Here is a 19,579-nt window from a genome sequence, read left to right on the forward strand (position 1 = left end):
GCTGTTGTGCTATGCAAAAGATGTTATAAAATATATCCGAGGCTCCGCAGCACGAACAGCCAGAAGGTCAGGCTGAATGCGCTGAACAGGGTGGTGGTAACGCACACGCTGCCGGTAAGCACACCTTCGTGGCCCATCTGCTTTGCCATAACGTAGCACGCCGGGGTGGTGATGCTGCCCAGCATCACCAGCAGGGCCACCAGCTTTTCATCGGTAAAGCCAAAGCGCACAGCCAGCGGCAGGAACAGCGCAGGCAGCACCATCAGCTTGACCACAGTAGCCACAGCAGTAGGCTTGAGGTATCCCAGAGCTTTTTTGCCCTTGAAGCCTGCACCAATGGCAAGCAGGGCCAGAGGGCTGGTCAGACCGGCCACATTGGAAAGGGCCTTATCCAGCATGGCAGGCATGGAAATGTGCAGCATGCTCCACGCAAAGCCCGCTGCAATGCCCAGAAGGATGGGGTTCGTCAGGATGCCTTTCACACTCTTTTTGAGCTTTTCAGCCATATTGCCGGTCTGAGCCTGCGCAGTGGGCGCTTCCAGCATCAAAATGACCACTGCCATGATGTTATACAGCGGCACACTGCCAAGGATCATCAGGCTGGACATGCTGGCATCGCCGTAGATGCTCTGCAGAAAAGCCGAGCCGAGGATGGCAGCCGACGAGCGGTAACACACCTGAACGAACTCGCCCACAAGGCCGGTGCCCTTTAAAAACAGCTTTGCCAGCGCCCAGATCACAAGGATGCACGCCAGTGTGACCGCAAAGCAGAACAGCACATACCGGCCATCGAAGGTGGCGCGGACATCGTTTTTGCCAAGGTCGCGGAACAGCTGCACCGGCAGTGCCACATAAAACACGAACTTGTTGGCCCCGGCCACGAACGCATCGCTCAGAAAACCGGTGCGGTGCAGCACATAGCCCAGCAGCATGATAAAGAACAGCGGCATGGTGCTGTTCATGCTGAACAGAAGATTTTCCAGCATGGCTCACACCCCGCCGTGGCGGCGCTGCTCTGCCGCCAGCTCCTGCTGCAGGGCAGCTTTGCGGTGGTCCAGCAGCAGGTCTTTGTTGTACTTGAAGTAGCGTTCGCAGCCGTTCTCGGTGAGGAAGGCGTGGGACACCGGGTTCACCGTCAGCTCGGTGACGAACACCACCATCTCCTGGCTTTCGGCAAAGGCCTGTTCCATAAAGTCGAAAGCGGCTTCCAGCGCGGCGCTGGCGGTCTGCTGGGCCTTTTCGCGCTCATCGGCAAGGGACTGGAACTGCCCGCGCAGCAGGTCGAAGGCTTCCTGTGTACCGGCGGCGTTGGCACGGCGCAGTTCGCCCTCCCAGCCGCGCAGCACGGCCAGCACTTGCAGGCGGGTGGTCAGAGCATCTTTGCTCAGCAGCCCGGCGGCACGCTTTTGCTGTGTTTCGGTGTCGTAATCCATGATCTGCTGGTGGAACATTTCTGCCGAGCCGTCCGGGATATCCTCCGGAACGGTGGCAAGGGCTTTTTTGGTCTCCCGCAGAAAGGCATAGCAGCTGTCGGCCACTGCATCTGCCTGACGGGAGGCCGTGAACCGGGTGCCGAGGCCTGCAAGGATCAGGCTGACCAGCGAAAGCCGCTCGTCGAAGGGGGCCTGCAGCAGCCGTGCGAACACGGCGGGCTTTGCCTGTCCGGCCAAGATCTCCTCTACGCCGTAGTCGTCGCGGTACTTATAGTAAAGGTCGAGGTAGGCGGAGAAGTCCTCTGCGATCTTCGGGTGCTGGATGTACTCGCGGATCAGGTCTTCATCAGCCTGCAGACCCAGTGTTTCGTAGGTGTCCAGCAGATTGGAAAGATCCTCCCAGCCGCGGGCGGTCACGAACTGGGTGCCGTCCACATCGGCGTTGATCTGGTAGAAGTTCTGCGGGTGCAGCTCCAGATAGCTCAAAATGGCGCTGTGGATGTGGGCAGCGCGGGCATAGTCCTTCCACACGGGCAGGTCCGGCTCAATGTCCATGCGGCGCACGCGGTCCAGCGTAACGATATCAAAGTCGCGCACAGATTTGTTATATTCCGGTGGGTTGCCTGCCGCCACGATCACCCAGCCCGCAGGCACGGCCTGATTGCCAAAGGTCTTGCATTGCAAAAATTGCAGCATGGTGGGGGCCAGCGTTTCCGACACACAGTTGATCTCGTCGATGAACAGAATGCCCTCGGAGAGGCCGGTGGCCTCCATCTTGGCGTAGATGCTGGCAATGATCTCGCTCATGGTATATTCAGTCACTGAGACATCTTTTCCGCCGTAGTTGCGCTGGCGGATGAAGGGCAGGCCCACGGCGCTCTGGCGGGTGTGGTGGGTGATGGTGTAGGCCACCAGCGCCACGCCGCACTCCCGGGCTACCTGCTCCATCACCTGCGTCTTGCCAATGCCCGGAGGCCCCATGAGCAGAATGGGACGCTGCCGGATGGCCGGGATGGCGTATTCGCCCAGAGCATCCTTGGCAAGGTAGGCTTTTACGGTGTGTTCAATTTCTTCTTTGGCTCGTTTGATATTCATAACAAATTCCCTCACGAATTGTTCAGGTCACGGTACAGGTCGTCCTCTTCGGCCAGCGCGTCGGCAAGGGTGCTTTGCGGGCGGGCTGCTGCACCGGTAAATTCCTCTTCATCCAGAACCACCTTCATGGCCCACGGCGGTACATTGGCATCGTCGAACCGCTCCCCCAGAAACAGAAAAGCGGTGTCGTAGGCCGGGCGCTTGGCGGGGTAGGTGCCCATGCCGTCGGTGAAGTACAAAAGGCCCCGCAGGTTCGAGAACTTCTTCTCGGCGCACAGCTGGTTCACGTATTCAAAGGCCGGGCGGAAGTCCGTTCCGCCGCCGCCCCGCAGCTCAAAGTGGTTCATGGCGTGGATCAGCTCGTCCTCATTGTGGATCAGGATATCCTGCCGGATGGCGTTATCGGCCTGGATCAGGTGCAGGTTCATCCGGTGGAAAAAGTTCTCCTGTCCTTTCAGCAGAGTGTAGGTCTCCGCAAGGAACGCCCGCACCAGTTCACCGGAGGTGGAGTAGCTGGTGTCGATGACAAGGGCCAGCTCCTCGATCTTTTTGCTCTCCCGGCTTTCCAGAGGCTCGATGAGGGGCAGGTTTCCGTACACCGAAAGGCCGTAGGTGTAGAAGTTCAGGTCGAACTCGTCCGGGTCCAGCTTTACTTCCTCCCGCAGCACGCAGAACCGGCGCAGAAAATCCCGGTAGCTGCGGCGGCTGCGGTTGGCGGCTTTTACCTGCTGCTTCAGGGCATCGGCACCGTCCCCGGCTTCCTTATCCCGCAGGTCCAGCTCTGTCTGCATCCGCTCCCCGATCTTCTGCCACGTTTTCTGGGGCAGCGGCGTGGGCATCTGCTGGGGCTGGTCAGGCGCATCCTTCGGCCACAGACGGTGGTCGTCGGTCACGAACTCCCGCTCCAGCTGGCGCAGCACACCGGGGGTCTGCCGGGTGAGCCACCGATACACCGGCGCGGCTGCCACCACGGTTTCCTCGGCGGTGATCTGCTGGTAGGCGTTCTGGCGCACATAGGTCAGCGGGCGCTTGACGCTGGTGCGGTTCAGGCTGTCGATAACGTTTTCCACTGCGATATCACAGGCAAGGCTCCACAGTTGCGGCTCCCGGCGGCCTTTCAGCCACAAATGTCGGAATACGCAGTGGAATATGGTGTGCAGATACAACCGGTTGAGATATTTTGGATTGTCCTGATAGAGCCGCAGCAGGTGGCTGGGTTGATAAAACAGGACCTGACCATCCGTAGCCAGCACCCGGCAGCGCTCGTCCGGGGCGGGGGACAAGGCACTGAGCGCTATATCCAGAAAGCGGAAGTCCAGATACAGCCCGCTGCGCACCACCGCCAGCACCTCGCCGCCCATGCGTGCCTGCCACTCCTCGTGGGTCTCCGGCCGCTGGGACTGGAACGGCTTGCGCGGGTCAAAAAATTTTTCTTTTTGGATCGTTTGGGGCAAAAGTGTCACCTCACTTGGAACCCTCTCAGCCTTGCTGCAAACTCCCCCAGTCATCGCTGCGCGATGCCAGCCCCCTCAGGGATGGGGCCTCTGGCGAAACCGGAAGCTTACCCTTACTGCCAAAGGCTCCCCCTTAGAGGGAGCTGGCGCACGAAGTGCGGCGGAAGGAGTTTTCTGCTGTTTAAAAATCAAAATCGTACCGCTGCTTTTTGGGCTGAGGAGCATACTTTTTGTGCTCCGCATCCGCCAGCAGAGCGGCGGCAGCGGCGTTCCCGGCCTTGGCGGCAAGGGCTGAAGCTTCGGCAAAGCCGTCTTTGTCCAGCACATCCAGCGCAATGAGTGCACGCACGGCATCATTGTCCTGCGCCTTCAGCAGGCGGGCCAGCACCCGGTCGGTGTTGGCTGCCAGAAATGCCCGGTAGTGCCCGGCAGCGGCTTCGGTCAGCTGCCACGGATACCGCAGCCGGTCAAAGCAGAGCATTGCCATCACATTGGCATCGTCGGCATCGTGGCCCTGCGGGAAGATCGCGTCGTATTCTGCGGGGAGGAATTTGTTCTCTAAAAAACACTGCCGGTAATGATATCCTTGGCCGGAAAAGGTGTGTAGAAGAATGTGGGCGGGGGTCTCCTCGATATCCTCCCAGTAGGCGGGATACCAAAGCGCTGCCAGCGGGGCTGCTGTACCGGCAGGGCAAAACTCAGCCCGTACCGCTTCGGTGATGTTGTTCACAAGGGCAAACAGGCCGGTGGGTTCTTCAGGGCCTGCCTGCACCCGGATGGTCTCCAGCGCGAAGCAGTTCAAAAACACATCGCTGCCCATGGTCAGGCTGCCCGTGCCCACGGTGAGCAGACGAAGCTTGCGGCAGTTGTAGAATGCGCAGCTGCCGACGACCTGTAAGCTGTCCGGCAGGGTCAGCTCTTCGAGAAAGTTCCCACACACCGGGTGCAGATCGTCTGCATCCGAACCGGCAGCGGGCGCGTCAAAGTCGAAGTCATACCGACGGCAGGTGCCGCCCACCGTCTGCCCAAAGGCCCGAGTCAGCCGCGCCGTGCCGTCCGGGGCCGCCTCGTAGCGGCAGGTCTTGTCTGCCGCAGGCAGGCTGCGCGGCTTTTCGGAAAAGCAGTAGTCGCCCAGTTCGGTAACAGCAAAGCTGCCGCCCTCCGGTGCTGGCAGGGTGCCGGGCAGCGCGATACACGGCTCTGTGCCGTACACCCGCACCAGCCGGGCTGTGTCTGCCGAAAGCGGCAGGATATCCAAGGTGAGTGTGCTCTCCGAAACCACGATGCAAAACTCCTCAATTTGATAGAATCATTCAGCTTTCAGTATAAACCAACGGCAAAGCCTTGTAAAGTATAAAAAATTCTGACGTAACATAGTAGAAAAATGAATCAGAAACCTCTTGACTTTTGCATGAAAGTGCGTATAATAAGGGTAGGCAACGCGATAAGGCCGAACGTGTTTACCACGTAAAAAATCGAAGCACCCCGGTAGAACCAGTACCGGGGTGCTTCTTTTCATTAGTGCTTGCTGCCCTTGAAGAACAGGCTGTCAAGCCACTTGCATAAATAGTAGGCTACTACCTCTGCTGCGACAGTCTGAAAAAACGCGATAAAGCTAGGCATGTTTACCACCTCCTTTCCGCGACAGGGGGATTGGAGAAGGGCCGCAGAGCCAGTATAACACAAAAAGCGGCAGCGCGCAATTTGATGCACGCTGTCGCTTTTTCATTGAGGAGGTAGAAAAACGCTTAGTTTTCGGCAAGGTTGCCGGTGTACAGCTGGTAATACTTGCCTTTTTTAGCGATCAGCTCGTCGTGGCTGCCGCGCTCGATGATGCGGCCCTGCTCCAGCACCACGATGCAGTCTGCATTGCGGACGGTGGACAGGCGGTGCGCAATGACAAAGCTGGTGCGGCCGTACATCAGGCCGTCCATGCCGCGCTGCACCAGCGCTTCGGTGCGGGTATCGATGGAGGAGGTGGCCTCGTCCAGGATCAGCACCGGGGGATCTGCCACGGCGGCGCGGGCGATGGCCAGCAGCTGGCGCTGGCCCTGCGAGAGGTTGGCACCATCGCCGGTGAGCATGGTGTTGTAGCCCTCCGGCAGGCGCTTGATGAAGCCATCCGCGTTGGCAAGGCGGGCGGCGGCGATGCACTCTTCATCGGTGGCATCCAGCCGGCCGTAGCGGATGTTCTCCATCACCGTGCCGGTGAACAGATGGGTGTCTTGCAGCACGATGCCCAGAGAACGGCGCAGATCGGCCTTTTTGATCTTGTGGATGTTGATGCCGTCGTAGCGGATCTTGCCGTCCTGAATGTCGTAGAACCGGTTGATGAGGTTGGTGATGGTGGTCTTACCGGCACCGGTAGAGCCGACAAAGGCGATCTTCTGGCCCGGACGGCCATACAGGTTGATATCGTGCAGGACGGTTTTTTCCGGCACATAGCCAAAGTCTACATCGGTAAAGGTGATGCTGCCTTCCAGCTTGTGGTAGGTGGTAGTGCCGTCGTGGTGCGGGTGCTTCCATGCCCACAGGCCGGTGCGCTCGTCCGTCTCCACCAGCTGGTCGTTGCGGTCGTACTTTGCGTTGACAAGGGTCACATAGCCCTCGTCGGTCTCGCTCTCTTCGTCCATCATCTTGAAGATACGCTCGGCACCGGCCAGAGCCATGATGATGCTGTTGGCCTGCATGGACACCTGACTGATGGGCATGTTGAAGCCCTTGTTCAGGCTCAGGAAAGCCACCACCGTGCCAAGGGTCGTGCCGCCCATGCCGCTCACGGCCATGGCTGCGCCTGCCAGCGCACAGACGGCATAGCTGATGTTGCCCAGCTGGGCGTTGACCGGCATCATGATGTTGGCAAAGCTGTTGGCTTTGTTGGCGCTGTCCTTCAGCTGGTCGTTCAGCTGGCGGAAGCCGGCCAGCGCCTTCTGTTCGTGGGTGAACACCTTGACGACCTTCTGGCCCTCCATCATCTCTTCGATATAGCCGTTCAACTTGCCCAGATCCCGCTGCTGCTGGATGAAGTATTTGCCGGACTGCTGGGTGATCTTTTTGGAGCAGAACATCATCAGCGCCACCATCAGCATGGTAACGATCGTCAGCTGCCAGCTGAGCATGCACATGCTGAAGAACACCGAAACAATGGTAATGGCGCTGGACACTAGCTGCGGGATGCTCTGGCTGAGCATCTGGCGCAGGGTATCCACATCGTTGGTGTACACGGACATGATGTCGCCGTGGGGATGCTGGTCAAAATACTTGATGGGCAGGCTCTCCATGTGGGTGAACAGCTGGGTGCGCAGGTTGCGCAGGGTGCCCTGCGTCACGTTGACCATGATGCGGGCGTTGAGCCATGCGGCCAGAATGCCGATAACGTAGATGATGCCTACCCGCAGCAGAGCTGCTGCCAGCGGGGCAAAATCGGGGTCCTGCTGCTGGGTCATGGGCACGATGTAATCGTCCATCAGGGTCTTTAAGAACAGACTGGCCTGAACGTTTGCCAGCGCGCTGACCACGATGCAGACAAGTACAAGGATGCAATGGGGCAGATAGTGCCGGAATACCTCATCCATGATGCGCTTCAGCAGCTTGCCCGGGTTTTCCACTTTGGGCCGGGGGCCGCCCATGCGGGGGCCGGGGCCGCGAACTTCTTTTGCCTGAGCCATTACTGTTCACCTCCCTGTTTGTCAAAGTCGCCGCCGCCCTGGGTCTGGCTGTTGTAAACTTCCTGATAGATGGCGTTGGTCTTGAGCAGCTCTTCGTGGGTGCCCAGACCATCGATCTTACCGTTATCCAGCACAAGGATGCGGTCAGCGTCCTGCACCGAGGAAATGCGCTGTGCAATGATGATCTTGGTGGTGCCGGGGATCTCCTCCCGGAATGCCTTGCGGATCTTGGCATCGGTAGCGGTATCCACGGCGCTGGTGGAGTCGTCCAAAATCAGAACCTTGGGCTTACGCAGCAGGGCGCGGGCGATGGTCAGGCGCTGCTTCTGGCCGCCGGACACATTGGAGCCGCCCTGCTCGATCCATGTATTGTATTTGTCCGGGAAGCGCTCGATGAACTCATCGGCGCAGGCAAGCTTTGCCACACGGATGCACTCTTCCTCGCTGGCGTTCTCGTCGCCCCAGCGCAGGTTATCCAGAATGGTGCCGCTGAACAGCACGTTCTTCTGCAGCACCATGGACACCTCGCGGCGCAGCACGTCGAGGTTGTAGTCGCGCACATCCACGCCGCCCACCTTCACGGTGCCGGTCTCGGCATCATACAGGCGGGGGATCAGCTGCACAAGGCTGGATTTTGCACTGCCGGTGCCGCCGATGATACCTAAGGTCTCACCGGGCTTGATGCTGAAGGTGATATCATTCAGCACCGGCTGGCCGCTGCCGTGCTTATACTTGAAGGTGACATGCTCGAACTCGATGCCGCCGTCCTTCACCTGCTGCACCGGCTGCTTTGCGGGGGGTAGGTCGGTGGTCTCGTCCAGCACTTCCACAATACGCTTTGCGGAAGCGGCAGACATGGAGATCGTGACAAAGGCCATGCTCAGCATCATCAGGGCCATGAGGATGTTCATGATGTAGCCGAACAGAGCGTTCAGCTGGCCGGTGGTGATGGCACCATGCAGAACGTACTTGGCACCCAGCCAGCTCAGGGCGATGTTGCAGCCGTAAACGGCGGTGAGCATGGCAGGGTTATTGAAGCTCAGGCGGCTCTCAGCGTTCACAAACTGGTCGTACAGGCTCTGGCAGGCTTTGGTGTACTTCTCGTTCTCAAAGCCCTCGCGCACGAAGCTCTTCACTACGCGGATGGCGGAGACGTTTTCCTGCACGGAAGCGTTCAGGGCATCGTAGTTTTTGAACACCCGGTCAAAGATGTGGAAGGTGGGCACCATGATGCCTGCCAGCACCGCCACCAGAAAGACCACAGCCACCACGAAGATCAGTGACAGAGGGCCGCCGATCATCACGGCCATGAACAGGGCGAACACCAGATGCACCGGGGCGCGCACGCACATGCGTTCGATCATCTGGAAGGCGTTCTGCACGTTGGTCACGTCGGTGGTCATACGGGTGACAAGGCCTGCGGTGGAGAATTTATCAATGTTGGAAAAAGAATAATGCTGGATGTTCTCATACATGGCATCGCGCAGATTTCCGGCAAAGCCGGTGGATGCCTCGGCGGCGTATTTGCCGGCCAGAACGCCCAGCGCCAGCGCGACCACAGCCACCAGAAAGGTGAGCAGGCCGTACTTGAGGATGGCGTTCATATCGCCCTTTTCAATGCCCTGATCGATGATAAAGGCCATGATGGTGGGCAAAAGCACATCCATCACGGCTTCCAGAGCGGCAAAGAGCGGTGTCAGGACTGCGGCGCGTTTATACTCGCCCAGATGTGACACTAACTTTTTGATCATCTGAGTTACCTCCTGTTACTTTTTATTTGTTTGGTACAGAACAATTTTATACAAAACATTTTAATTGTCAAGACGTTTCAAAAAATGTTCATAATTACTAATTTAGCAAGCCGATTTTAGGCAAGTTGACAAACCCTCTCAGTCAAAGCCTGTCAGCTTTGCCAGCTCCCCCAAAGGGGGGAGCTTTTCTTGCTCTGAACGATACGACCTGCTTTGAATTGGACGCATCACCCTTTGTATTATGGTGCACATAGCTCCCCCTTCGGGGGAGCTGGCGAGCAAGGCGAGCTTGAGAGGGTTCATTTCAGTGCTTCCCGCAGCTTGTTCAGCAGCCGCAGCAGCTCGGTATTTTCCTCCGCTGTCAGCAGCCCAGCCACATAGTCGTCGGTCTGGTGGAAGCAGAGCATCGTCTTTTCGTGGAAGCAGATGCCCTCTTCGGTGAGCACCAGCTGCTTGAGCCGGGCGTCCTGCGGCACGCTGCGCCGCTCGATATACCCCTTGCGCTCCATCAACTGCAGGATGTTGGTCACGGTGGAGCGGGTGATAGAGAACTCCCGCTCAATGTCCCGCTGGAACACGGGGGTGTCCCGGTGGCGGTAGAGATACCCAATGATCCACCCGTGCATGGGGGTGGCCTGCTCCACGTCATTTTCGCGGGCAAACTGGTTGATCTTGCGGAAGATCAGGTTGTCCACCCGGCGGATCTGCGCCGGGATGACCTGTGGGCCTTCCCAAGGGGGATCGGCGTGATTGCAGCACTCGTTTTTGGTTTCGTCACACATCATGGTTTTGTCCTTCATGGTTGTTTTGGCATTGAACAGTTTCAAATAAAACTGTTTGATAGCATACATATTATACAGCAGTCAAAGTGAATGTCAAGGGGAAGGAAACGATTTTAAATGCCCTCCGCTTTGCTCTGGGCATAAAATAATGAAATATTATTTTTTATATTGCAAACCAGCCAAGCCTGCGGGCTTGGCTGGTTTGCTTTTTCACGGAAGGGGCCGTAGTTGCAAGCGGCATATTTTCCGGTTGCGCGGTCATTTCCGAAGGAAATAAGCGCAACAGATGGAGTTTACCTTTTGGGCCATTCCTGTGAAAATGCAACAGCAGACAGCCCGCAGGCTGTCTGCTGTTGCCCTATTATAAAAATATTTTTCCGCTAAATATGCCCAGAGCGAAGCGGAGGGCATTCTAAATTATTATTCCAGATTGTGTTTTTTGCAGAACTGTTTGCTCACCCAGTACATCCCGCCCCACAGCAGAACGGCCAGCACCAGATACAACGGGTTCTTCATGGAACTGACCAGCGACTGCCCAAACACTGCCATCATGGCAATCATCACGCCCTTGCCCAGCAGCATGGTAATGAGATAGCGCTTTTCGTCAAAGTCCGAGATGCCAAAGGCCAGATGCATAAAGGAGCTTGGCGCGAAGGGCAGCAGCGCGAGCATGAACAGCGACGAAGTGTCAAAGCGGTTCACCCACTGCTGAGCCTTTTCCAGCTTGGGCGAGCGGGAGGCAAACTTCCAGAAGAAGCACTTGACCACCCGCCGCCAGAACAGGAACATGATGCTGCCGCCCAGCGCCACACCGGCCCAGCTGTACAGAAAACCCAGAATGCCGCCGTGAGCCGCTACATTCAGCGCCACAATGGCAATGAGCGGAAGCGGCGGAAAAAACGACTCCACCATGGCCAGCATGATGGGGGCAATGGGGCCAAGGTTGCCAAAACTGTCCAGCAGAGTTTCCCAGAACTCCAGCGTTCCCAGCTGGCGCAGACAAAAGTTCATTGTGCACATCCATCCCTTCCGCCTGCGCTTTCCCATCCGCAGGTTCCTCTATCCGTAGTATATCCATATTGTATGACACAAGCATGAACACAAAGCGACATTTTTTTTGCCCTGTGCACAGCTTCCTTGGGATACTACGAAGCTGCCGGTGCTGTTTTACTCCGCAGCCTGCTTTTCTGCGCGGGCCTTCATACGCTCCAGCTGGGCGGTGCGCTGCTTTTCCCACCGGGCAAGAGAAGCGTCGTCCGGGATCTGCAGGCAGCGGGCGTAGCTCCAGTGCAGGCCGTCGCGGCGGGCCAGCTTGTAGCGCTGGAACACACCCTTGCCTGCGGCATTGCTGCTGCCGGCGCAGTGGGGGCACTGGCTCAGGGTGTACCAGCTGTTGCTGCCCTTTTTCAACCATACATCATCGGGCTTGAGCGGTGCGCCGCACTCCGGGCAGCTCATGATGTAAATTTTGGGGTCGGTGCGCCAGGTGTACTGCTCCACATAGCCGTGGAAGACCTCAAAATCCCGGTAGTCGCCGGGGGCAGGGCACAGGCTGGCCCGCAGGGATTCCTCCTCAGTGGGGTAGGCCGCAAGACCGGCCCGCAGGTCGAGCATCCGGCAGACATCGGCGGTGTACAGCGTGTCGGAAAGGGCATCGTGGAACTGCCGCTCCATGGGCAGCCCTAAGCGGGTGACGACGCTTTCCAGTGTCATGCCCTCGCCCTCTTTGCGGGGATGCTCCCGCAGGAACACCTGCTGCAGGTCGTACCAGATGGTGGGCTTTGATTCGTCGATGTTGCACAGGTACAGGTTCTGCTTGAGCACCGGTACGTCATCCATGCCCCACTCGGCAAATTCGGCATCCGGGCCGCACCACTGCATAAAGCGGCGCAGGCCCTGCACGATGGGCTCACCCTTGTCCAGATCGGCCTGCGTCAGGCCGGTGACTTTAGCAATGTGATGCTGCAGCTTACGGAAGATGCGGGGCCGCAGATGGATGGAAAAGGTGTCCAGCACGTTGGCATCCTCGTCGATCTTCACGGCACCGATCTCCACGATCTCGCCCCGGAAGGTCTGCTGCACGCCATGGTAATTAAAGGTATACGGCTGGTAGCCGATATTCCATTCCAGATCAAATAAAACCAGATTGCGCGGCATTTTGTTTGTCCTCTCTTTTGAATCAAACCCTCTCAGTCACGGCTTGCGCCGTGCCAGCTCCCCCAAAGGGGGAGCTTTTATCATACGTTACGATTAGATGGATAAAACCTCGCCCTTCGGGAGAGGTGGATTTGCGAAGCAAAGACGGAGAGGGTTATAAAATAAACTTCTCCACAGCCTCGGCCACACCGTCGTGGTCGTTGTCGGCGGCAGTCACATAGTCGGCTACGGCCTTTACCGGCTCTTCGGCGTTCTGCATGGCCACGCCCACACCGGCGTAGGCGATCATGGATCGGTCATTCAGGCCGTCGCCGCAGGCCATCAGGTTTTCGCGGCCAAGGCCCATGTGCTCCAAAAGGGCGGCAAGGCTGCCGTCCTTGGCAACGCCCAGCGGCACGGCTTCAATAAAGAACGGGCTGGAGGGGTACAGGTCGATGCGGCCGTCAAACTGCTTTTTGCCGGCGGCCCACACCTCGTCCCGGCGGGCGGGGTCCAGCGTGATGAGCATTTTGCAGATGGGGTAATCCACATACTTTGCCAGATCGTCCACGCCGGTCATGGGCAGCTTGCAGGTAAAGCACTCGCGCAGTGCCCATTTGTCGTCCGGGTGCTCGGTGACAACGCCCTCTTTATTATAGGTGATAATGGTCACGTTCTGTGCGGCGGCAAAGGCGCACAGCTCGGGTACGTACTGGGCATCCAGCTGTTTCTGGTACAAAGTCTCGCCGGTGCGGCAGTCGATGATCTTGCCGCCGTTGTAAGAAAGGATGCAGCCGCCCTTTTTATCCAGCCCCAGTTCCTTTGCCAGCGGCAGCACGCCCGCGGTGGGACGGCCGGATGCCAGCACGATGGTGACACCCTTTGCAATTGCGGCATCCAGTGCGGCGCGGGTGCGGGGGGTAACTTCCTTCTGACTGTTGGTCAGGGTGCCATCCAGATCCAGTGCCAGAACTTTGATCTCTGCCATATAAAATCCTCTCAATTTATATAAAGGTAAAAAAGCACTTACTCTCTTATTGTACAATGAAATGCCATCATCTTTCAACCCTTGCAGAGACGTTTGTGGAAAAAGTGGTGGCACTTGAGCAGGATTTTACATCCCTTTCCGGCTTTTTACGTTGGCGCGGATGCAGCCGCACCGGTTTTACCAAAGCTTTGCGGCGGCATGGTTTTTCCCCGCAAGGCGGTGCGCTACAATAAAAGCGTTCCCACAAGAAGAAAAACGGGGCCTGAGGCAGGCCCGCAATGTTTGATTGAATGAAAAGAGAGGATCACGTCATGAAAGAAAATAAGATCTCCCGCCGCAGCTTTCTCAAGTTTGGCGCAGCTGCTTCTGCCGCCGGCATGATGGCTGCTGCACCCGTTGCCGCAAACGCAGCACAGCCGGATGCGGATGCCGCAGCCGACGAGGAGAACTGCCTGCTGGGCCTGTTCCAGAAACCCAAGTACATCTTCCTGTTCATCGGTGACGGCATGGGCACTGCCCAGATCCAGTCTGCCCGCTTCTACAAGGGCACCGTGGACAACAACGGCGCTGTGACCGAGGCCGACCTGAGCTTCACCAGCTTCCCCACCGTGGGCAGCGTGACCACCTACGACAGCACTTCTTTCTGCCCGGACTCCGCTTCCACCGCAACCTCCATCGCCACTGGCCACAAGACCGAGAGCGGTGTCATCAATATGTGCCCGTGGACCCGCGATGTGCCCTATGAGACCATTGCCGAAAAGCTGCACGCCCAGAAGGGCTACAAGGTGGGCATCATCTCCTCGGTCAATATCGACCACGCCACTCCCGCCGCCTTCTACGCTCATCAGAAGACCCGCAAGAACTACTACCAGATCGGCGTAGAGCTGGCAAACTCCGGCTTTGAATACTTTGCCGGCGGCGAGTTCCAGAAGGTGAACGGCGACGGTGCCGGCCCCAACAACCACGAAGTAGCGGCTCAGGCAGGCTACAATGTCGTCACCACGCAGGCGGGTGCTGCTGCACTGACCGCAGGCGCAGGCAAGACCCTGATCATTGCCGAAAATCTGGCCGACGGCAAGGCCATGAACTACGCCATGGATGCCGCCGCAGGCGAGTGGCAGCTGACCGACTACGTGAAAAAGGGCATCGAGCTGCTGGATAACCCCAAGGGTTTCTTCCTGATGACCGAGTCCGGAAAGATCGACTGGGCCTGCCATGCAAACGATGCCGCTGCTTCCATCCACGATGTGCTGGAGATGAGCAACGCCGTGCAGGCTGCCGTGGAGTTCCAGCAGAAGCACCCCAATGATACCCTGATCCTCGTCACCGCCGACCACGAGACCGGCGGCATGGCCATCGGCTACAAGACCACCAACTACGACACCTTCCTGACGAACCTGACCCACCAGAAGATGTCCTACGCAAAGTTTGATTCCACCTATGTGCAGAACTACATCGCCAACAAGACCCCCTTTGAAGCTGCCATGCAGGATGTGAAGGCAAACTTCGGCCTGACCCTGCCCACCGACCCGGATGCCGCCAACGCCGGCAAGCTGCTGCTGACCGACTACGAGGTGCAGAACCTGCGCACCGCCTACGAGCGCACCCTGAAGGTTGGCTCTGCCAGCCAGAAGGACATGTCTCAGCAGGACTATGAGCTGTACGGTACCTATATCCCGTTCAGCATGGCAATCTGCCACACCATCAACCACAAGTCCGGCATGGATCATACCACCTACGCCCACACCGGTGCCATGGTGAACGTCTACGCCAACGGCGTGGGTGCGGAGAAGTTCGGCGGCGTGTTCGACAACACCGAGATCTTCCACAAGCTGGCCGACCTGACCAAGGTCAAGTAAAGCTTCACCGGACTGATTTTTCACATTTTCCCGGATAAAGTAAAACCTCCCCGCTCTGGAACCGCAGCGACTGCGGCCGGGCAGGGAGGTTTTGCGTTGATTATGCTGTTTGCCTTTGCGGCTCCGCGGGTGAAAAAACAAATCGGGAAAGTCCGCAGACTTTCCCGATTTGTAATTTAGAAAATGATTCCGCTGAATATGGCCAGAGCAAAGCGGAGGCCATTCAAAATTTAATTGTTGATCTCCGGGAAGCCCTCCAGCTTACTGGTGCAGTGGGGGCAGCGCACTGCCTTGATAGAGATCTCGCTCTGGCAGTAGGGGCACACCTTGGTGGTGGGCTCTGCGGGAGCTTCCGGCTCAGCAGGCTTCTTGTGCAGGGCATTGATGGTCTTGATGACCACAAACAGCACAAAGGCCACGATCAGGAAGTTGATGATGGCATTGATAAAGGAACCAATGCCGATCATCACGTCACCCACATGGATGCCGACGTCCGAGAAATCGGCGTTGAAAAACAGGCCGATGGAGGGGTTGATGATGTCGTTCACCAGTGAGTTGACGATGGCGGTAAAGGCACCGCCGATGACAACGCCGACTGCCATATCCAGCACATTGCCGCGCATGGCAAAGGCCTTGAACTCTTCAAAAAACTTTTTGATGCCTTTCACTTCTTTTTCTGCCATAAGAAAATCCACTCCTTTACTCCCTTTATGCCGCAAGGGAACGTATTTGCGTCTATGATAGCGGATTTTTGGCGTGATTGCAAGGGAAAATGACAGCCTCAGCCCTCTTTTGGCAAAAAAATAAAACGGGAAAGCCCGCAGACTTTCCCATTTTGCAAGGATGAAACAGTTCTTACTTTTCCGGTGCAGTAAAAGCGATGGGGGTAGCACCTGCAGCGGCATCCACACTCAGCAGGGAGATGGGAGCGACCTCGTAGTGCAGGGTCTCAAAGCTCTGGGTCTGGCCGTCCTCGGTGGTGAACTCCAGAATGTAGGTCACGTTGGACTGCTTGTCGGCCTCCACATCGCGGGTGATGACGATGTTCTCACCGTCAGCCAGACCGTTCTCGCCGGCCCGATTGTCGCCCTTCTCGTCGCTGCCTGCATCGTACAGATACAGCTCGGTGACGGTAGAACCGGTGGTGTTGTACACAGTGTACTCAGCGGTGGTGGACTCAGCTGCTTCGCTGGAAGCAGCCTCGGAAGAAGCGGCAGCAGAAGAAGCCACAGAAGAGGAAGCGGCGGTGGAGGATGCAGAAGAACCGCAGGCGGTCATGCCAACAGCCAGTGCTGCAGCGGCAGCAACGATCGCAATGTTCTTGAGTTTCATGTGAAATATACTCCTTTGAAATTTCTTCGTATTCAGATCAACCAACAGGGTGTGATGGATGATGAGGACGATTATACGGGAATTTCGACAAAAAATCAAGACGTCTATGTGCAGTTTGAACGATGAAACAGGAACTGTTACCAATTTGACATGAAATTGGAACATTTTAACATGAGTTCACATGAAGCAAAGTTTTGTAGGAAAGGCTGCTTGCCGCTTCGTAAAAAACAGCTCCATGCAGACTTTGGCCTGCACAGAGCTGTCTGGTCGGAAGATTAAGGAAGGCGCAGCACCCAAATGGCTTTACTTGGGCTGGCGGCCGATGTAAGCCAGAATGCCGCCGTCGGCGTACAGGATCTGACCGTTCACAAAGTCGGAAGCGTGGCTTGCAAGAAACACGCAGGGGCCAACCATGTCGTCCGGCTCACCCCAGCGGCCTGCGGGGGTCTTGGCGGTGATGAACTGGTCGAAGGGGTGGCGGCTGCCGTCCGGCTGCACCTCCCGCAGAGGTGCGGTCTGGGCGGTGGCAATGTAGCCGGGGCCCATGCCGTTGCACTGGATGTTGTACTCGCCGTACTCGGAAGCGATGTTCTTGGTGAGCATCTTCAGTGCACCCTTGGCGGCAGCGTAGGCGGAGACGGTCTCGCGGCCCAGCTCGCTCATCATGGAGCAGATGTTGATGATCTTGCCCTCGCGCTTTTCCATCATGTCCGGCAGAACGGCCTTGGAGCAGTTGAAGGCACCGCCTACATGCACATCGATGACCCGCATAAAGTCGGCGTGGCTCATCTCGATCATGGGCACCCGCTTCATCAGACCGGCGTTGTTTACCAGAATGTCCACAGGGCCGACCTCGGCCTTGATCTTTGCAACCATGGCGTTCACAGCATCCTCATCGGACACGTCGGCCACATAGCCGTGTGCGTCGATGCCGGCTGCCTTGTATGCTGCAAGGCCCTTTTCAAGGCTTGCTTCGGAAGAGCAGTTGAAGCAGATGGCGGCACCGCACTTGGCCATGCCTTCGGCGATGGAAAAACCGATGCCGTGGGCACCGCCGGTGATCAGAGCCACCTTGCCCTGCAGGTTGAAAGCGGAAAGATCCATGATTTTCTCCTTCTCAAGTTAAATTTTTAGCAAAAAGCCCCGTACCGGTGGACCCGGTACGGGGCTTGTGTATGGTGCTTTTTAGCGCAGGTCAGTGGTAGCGATGTTGTCCATGTCGTCAAACTCCATGTTCTCGCCGCCCATTGCCCAGATAAACGTATAGTTCGAGGTGCCTACGCCGCTGTGAATGCTCCAAGAAGGGCTGATGACAGCATCCTCGTTGTGCATCACGATGTGGCGGGTCTGGGTAGGCTCGCCGCACATGTGGAACACCACCTGCCCCTCGGGCAGTTCAAAGTAGGTATAAATTTCCATGCGCCGCTCGTGGGTGTGGCTGGGCATCGTGTTCCAGTTGGAACCGGATTCCAGTTCGGTCATACCCATGCTCAGCTGGCAGGTCTTCAGCACATCCGGGTGGATGAACTGATTGATGGTGCGCTTATTGCAGGTCTCGACGCTGCCCAGAGGACGATGGTTTGCATCGGCCATCTTGATCAAGCGGGTCTCGTAAGAGCAATGTGCGGGAGCGGATACCATGTAGAACTTGGCGGGATGCTCCGGGTCGGCGGAAGCAAAGGTGACTTCCTTGGTGCCCTTGGTGATGTACAGGCAGTCCTTGTAGCCCAGCTCGTACTTCACGCCGTCGGCCACCACGATACCGGTGGAATCCTTGCCGATGTTGAACATGCCGATCTCGCGGCGCTCCAGAAAGTAGTGGGTGCCGAAGTTTGCCCACACATCGATGCCCTTGTCGATGGACACGGTCTCGTGCACCGGCATGCAGCCCAGCGTGACCATTCGGTCCACATGGCTGTACACAGCAACGACCTCATCGGCCTTGTACAGGCCGGTGATGAGCATTTCGTCCCGCATTTCCTCAGTGGTATAGCGCTTGAAATCCTTCTGGTTGCAGGAGTAGCGGATATCCATTCTGGACTCCTTCCTGCAATTAGCGCTGGATACGGCCGGAACCGTCGCCGCCAGCCAGCTTCTCGACCTCGGACACGGTCATCATGTTGTAGTCGCCCTCGATGGTGTGCTTCAGAGCAGAAGCAGCAACAGCGAACTCAACAGCATCCTGAGTGCTCTTGCCGTTCAGCAGAGCGTAGATCAGGCCGCCGCCGAAGGAGTCACCGCCGCCAACGCGGTCGATGATCTTCAGCTCGTACTTCTTGGAGAAGCAGTACTCATTGGAAGCAACATCGTACAGCATTGCGCTCCAGCCGTTCTCGGAAGCGTTGTGGCTCTCACGCAGGGTGATAGCGACCTTCTCGAAGTGGAACTTGTCAGCCAGCTGCTTTGCCACGCTCTTGTAGCCCTCGGCATTCAGCTTGCCGCCGTAGATATCGGTAGCCTCGGCCTCGATGCCGAACACGTCCTTTGCGTCCTCCTCGTTGGAGATGCACACGTCAACATACTGGCACAGATCGGTCATGGCAGCGCGGGCCTGCTCACGGGTCCACAGCTTGCCGCGGTAGTTCAGGTCGCAGCTGATCTTCACGCCGTGAGCCTTAGCAGCCTTGCAGGCCTCGCGGCAGATCTCGACGACATTCTCGCCCAGAGCCGGGGTGATGCCGGTGAAGTGGAACCAGTCCACGCCCTCGAAGATCTTATCCCAATCAAAGTCGGAGGGCTGAGCCAGCTGGATGGCGCTGTTGGCACGGTCGTAGATGCAGACGGAACCACGCTGAGAAGCACCCTTCTCGTTGTAGTAGATGCCAACGCGATCGCCGCCGCGGGTGATCATGCTGGTGTCAACGCCGTAACGGCGCAGGCTGTTGACAGCGGCCTGACCGATTGCGTGTGCGGGGAGCTTAGTGACGAAAGCTGCGTCCAGACCGTAGTTGGCCAGAGAAACAGCAACGTTTGCCTCGCCGCCGCCGAAGCTGAACTCCAGGCTGTTAGCCTGAACGAAACGCTCGTAGTTGAACGGCTGCAGACGAACCATCAGTTCGCCAAAAGTAACGACTTTCATTG

The 19,579-nt window shown here is 57.5% G+C and carries 17 protein-coding genes; 2 read left to right on the forward strand and 15 right to left on the reverse strand.

What is annotated here, in order from left to right; genetic code table 11:
* Window positions 1–23: 23 nt before the first annotated feature.
* The 10 genes from ACGHUK_RS01935 to ACGHUK_RS01980 all read right to left on the reverse strand — a co-directional run bounded on the left by ACGHUK_RS01935 (window position 24) and on the right by ACGHUK_RS01980 (window position 13,307).
* Entirely contained in the window at window positions 24–986 is a 963-nt protein-coding gene (locus tag ACGHUK_RS01935) for an AEC family transporter (RefSeq protein ID WP_291014228.1), read from the reverse strand.
* Window positions 987–989: 3 nt separating this feature from the next.
* Window positions 990–2,528 (reverse strand): ATP-binding protein, encoded by a 1,539-nt coding sequence (locus tag ACGHUK_RS01940; RefSeq protein ID WP_390574754.1) that lies wholly within the window; start codon window positions 2,526–2,528, stop codon window positions 990–992.
* 11 nt (window positions 2,529–2,539) lie between these two features.
* Window positions 2,540–3,991, reverse strand: a complete 1,452-nt coding sequence (locus ACGHUK_RS01945) for a VWA-like domain-containing protein (protein ID WP_390574757.1) — start codon at window positions 3,989–3,991, stop codon at window positions 2,540–2,542.
* 172 nt (window positions 3,992–4,163) lie between these two features.
* The gene (locus ACGHUK_RS01950) at window positions 4,164–5,264 is read right to left on the reverse strand and encodes a leucine-rich repeat protein (protein WP_223388230.1); all 1,101 of its coding nucleotides are present in this window, start codon (window positions 5,262–5,264) and stop codon (window positions 4,164–4,166) included.
* 466 nt (window positions 5,265–5,730) lie between these two features.
* Complete coding sequence (locus ACGHUK_RS01955; RefSeq protein WP_298637456.1) at window positions 5,731–7,650, reverse strand: ABC transporter ATP-binding protein; 1,920 nt, start codon at window positions 7,648–7,650, stop codon at window positions 5,731–5,733.
* Complete coding sequence (locus tag ACGHUK_RS01960; protein WP_332375892.1) at window positions 7,650–9,401, reverse strand: ABC transporter ATP-binding protein; 1,752 nt, start codon at window positions 9,399–9,401, stop codon at window positions 7,650–7,652. Before ACGHUK_RS01960 ends, ACGHUK_RS01955 begins: the two co-directional genes overlap by 1 nt.
* A 299-nt stretch (window positions 9,402–9,700) precedes the next feature.
* Window positions 9,701–10,186, reverse strand: coding sequence for a MarR family winged helix-turn-helix transcriptional regulator (locus ACGHUK_RS01965; RefSeq protein ID WP_242961831.1), 486 nt, complete (start codon window positions 10,184–10,186; stop codon window positions 9,701–9,703).
* 417 nt (window positions 10,187–10,603) lie between these two features.
* A complete protein-coding gene (locus tag ACGHUK_RS01970; protein ID WP_223388225.1) occupies window positions 10,604–11,194 on the reverse strand; it encodes a TVP38/TMEM64 family protein in 591 nt (196 codons plus the stop codon).
* Window positions 11,195–11,350: 156 nt separating this feature from the next.
* Window positions 11,351–12,340: a 3'-5' exonuclease gene (locus ACGHUK_RS01975; RefSeq protein WP_005944022.1), complete on the reverse strand. Its 990-nt coding sequence runs from the start codon at window positions 12,338–12,340 to the stop codon at window positions 11,351–11,353.
* 154 nt (window positions 12,341–12,494) lie between these two features.
* Window positions 12,495–13,307: a Cof-type HAD-IIB family hydrolase gene (locus ACGHUK_RS01980; protein WP_097781347.1), complete on the reverse strand. Its 813-nt coding sequence runs from the start codon at window positions 13,305–13,307 to the stop codon at window positions 12,495–12,497.
* Window positions 13,308–13,402: 95 nt separating this feature from the next.
* Between ACGHUK_RS01980 and ACGHUK_RS01985 the strand changes: the two genes are divergently transcribed.
* Window positions 13,403–13,540 carry a hypothetical protein gene (locus ACGHUK_RS01985; RefSeq protein WP_154255525.1) on the forward strand — a complete coding sequence of 46 codons (138 nt, stop codon included), beginning with the start codon at window positions 13,403–13,405 and terminating at the stop codon, window positions 13,538–13,540.
* Window positions 13,541–13,618: 78 nt separating this feature from the next.
* Window positions 13,619–15,166, forward strand: coding sequence for an alkaline phosphatase (locus tag ACGHUK_RS01990; RefSeq protein WP_390574761.1), 1,548 nt, complete (start codon window positions 13,619–13,621; stop codon window positions 15,164–15,166).
* A gap of 230 nt (window positions 15,167–15,396) precedes the next feature.
* On the opposite strand, the gene mscL is transcribed toward ACGHUK_RS01990, so the two are convergent.
* From mscL to ACGHUK_RS02015, 5 genes are all read right to left on the reverse strand, one after another.
* The gene (mscL, locus tag ACGHUK_RS01995; RefSeq protein ID WP_207698935.1) at window positions 15,397–15,849 is read right to left on the reverse strand and encodes a large conductance mechanosensitive channel protein MscL; all 453 of its coding nucleotides are present in this window, start codon (window positions 15,847–15,849) and stop codon (window positions 15,397–15,399) included.
* A gap of 172 nt (window positions 15,850–16,021) precedes the next feature.
* A complete protein-coding gene (locus ACGHUK_RS02000; RefSeq protein ID WP_291017241.1) occupies window positions 16,022–16,498 on the reverse strand; it encodes a cytochrome C in 477 nt (158 codons plus the stop codon).
* A 303-nt stretch (window positions 16,499–16,801) separates the two neighbouring features.
* Window positions 16,802–17,602: a gluconate 5-dehydrogenase gene (locus ACGHUK_RS02005; RefSeq protein ID WP_097774328.1), complete on the reverse strand. Its 801-nt coding sequence runs from the start codon at window positions 17,600–17,602 to the stop codon at window positions 16,802–16,804.
* 81 nt (window positions 17,603–17,683) lie between these two features.
* Window positions 17,684–18,532, reverse strand: coding sequence for a 5-dehydro-4-deoxy-D-glucuronate isomerase (kduI, locus tag ACGHUK_RS02010; protein ID WP_005944042.1), 849 nt, complete (start codon window positions 18,530–18,532; stop codon window positions 17,684–17,686).
* Window positions 18,533–18,551: 19 nt separating this feature from the next.
* Window positions 18,552–19,577, reverse strand: a complete 1,026-nt coding sequence (locus ACGHUK_RS02015; protein ID WP_154260710.1) for a sugar kinase — start codon at window positions 19,575–19,577, stop codon at window positions 18,552–18,554.
* Between the last annotated feature and the right edge of the window lie 2 nt (window positions 19,578–19,579).

This window comes from Faecalibacterium sp. i25-0019-C1 (genome assembly GCF_042854225.1).
GTDB classification, from domain to species: domain Bacteria; phylum Bacillota; class Clostridia; order Oscillospirales; family Ruminococcaceae; genus Faecalibacterium; species Faecalibacterium taiwanense.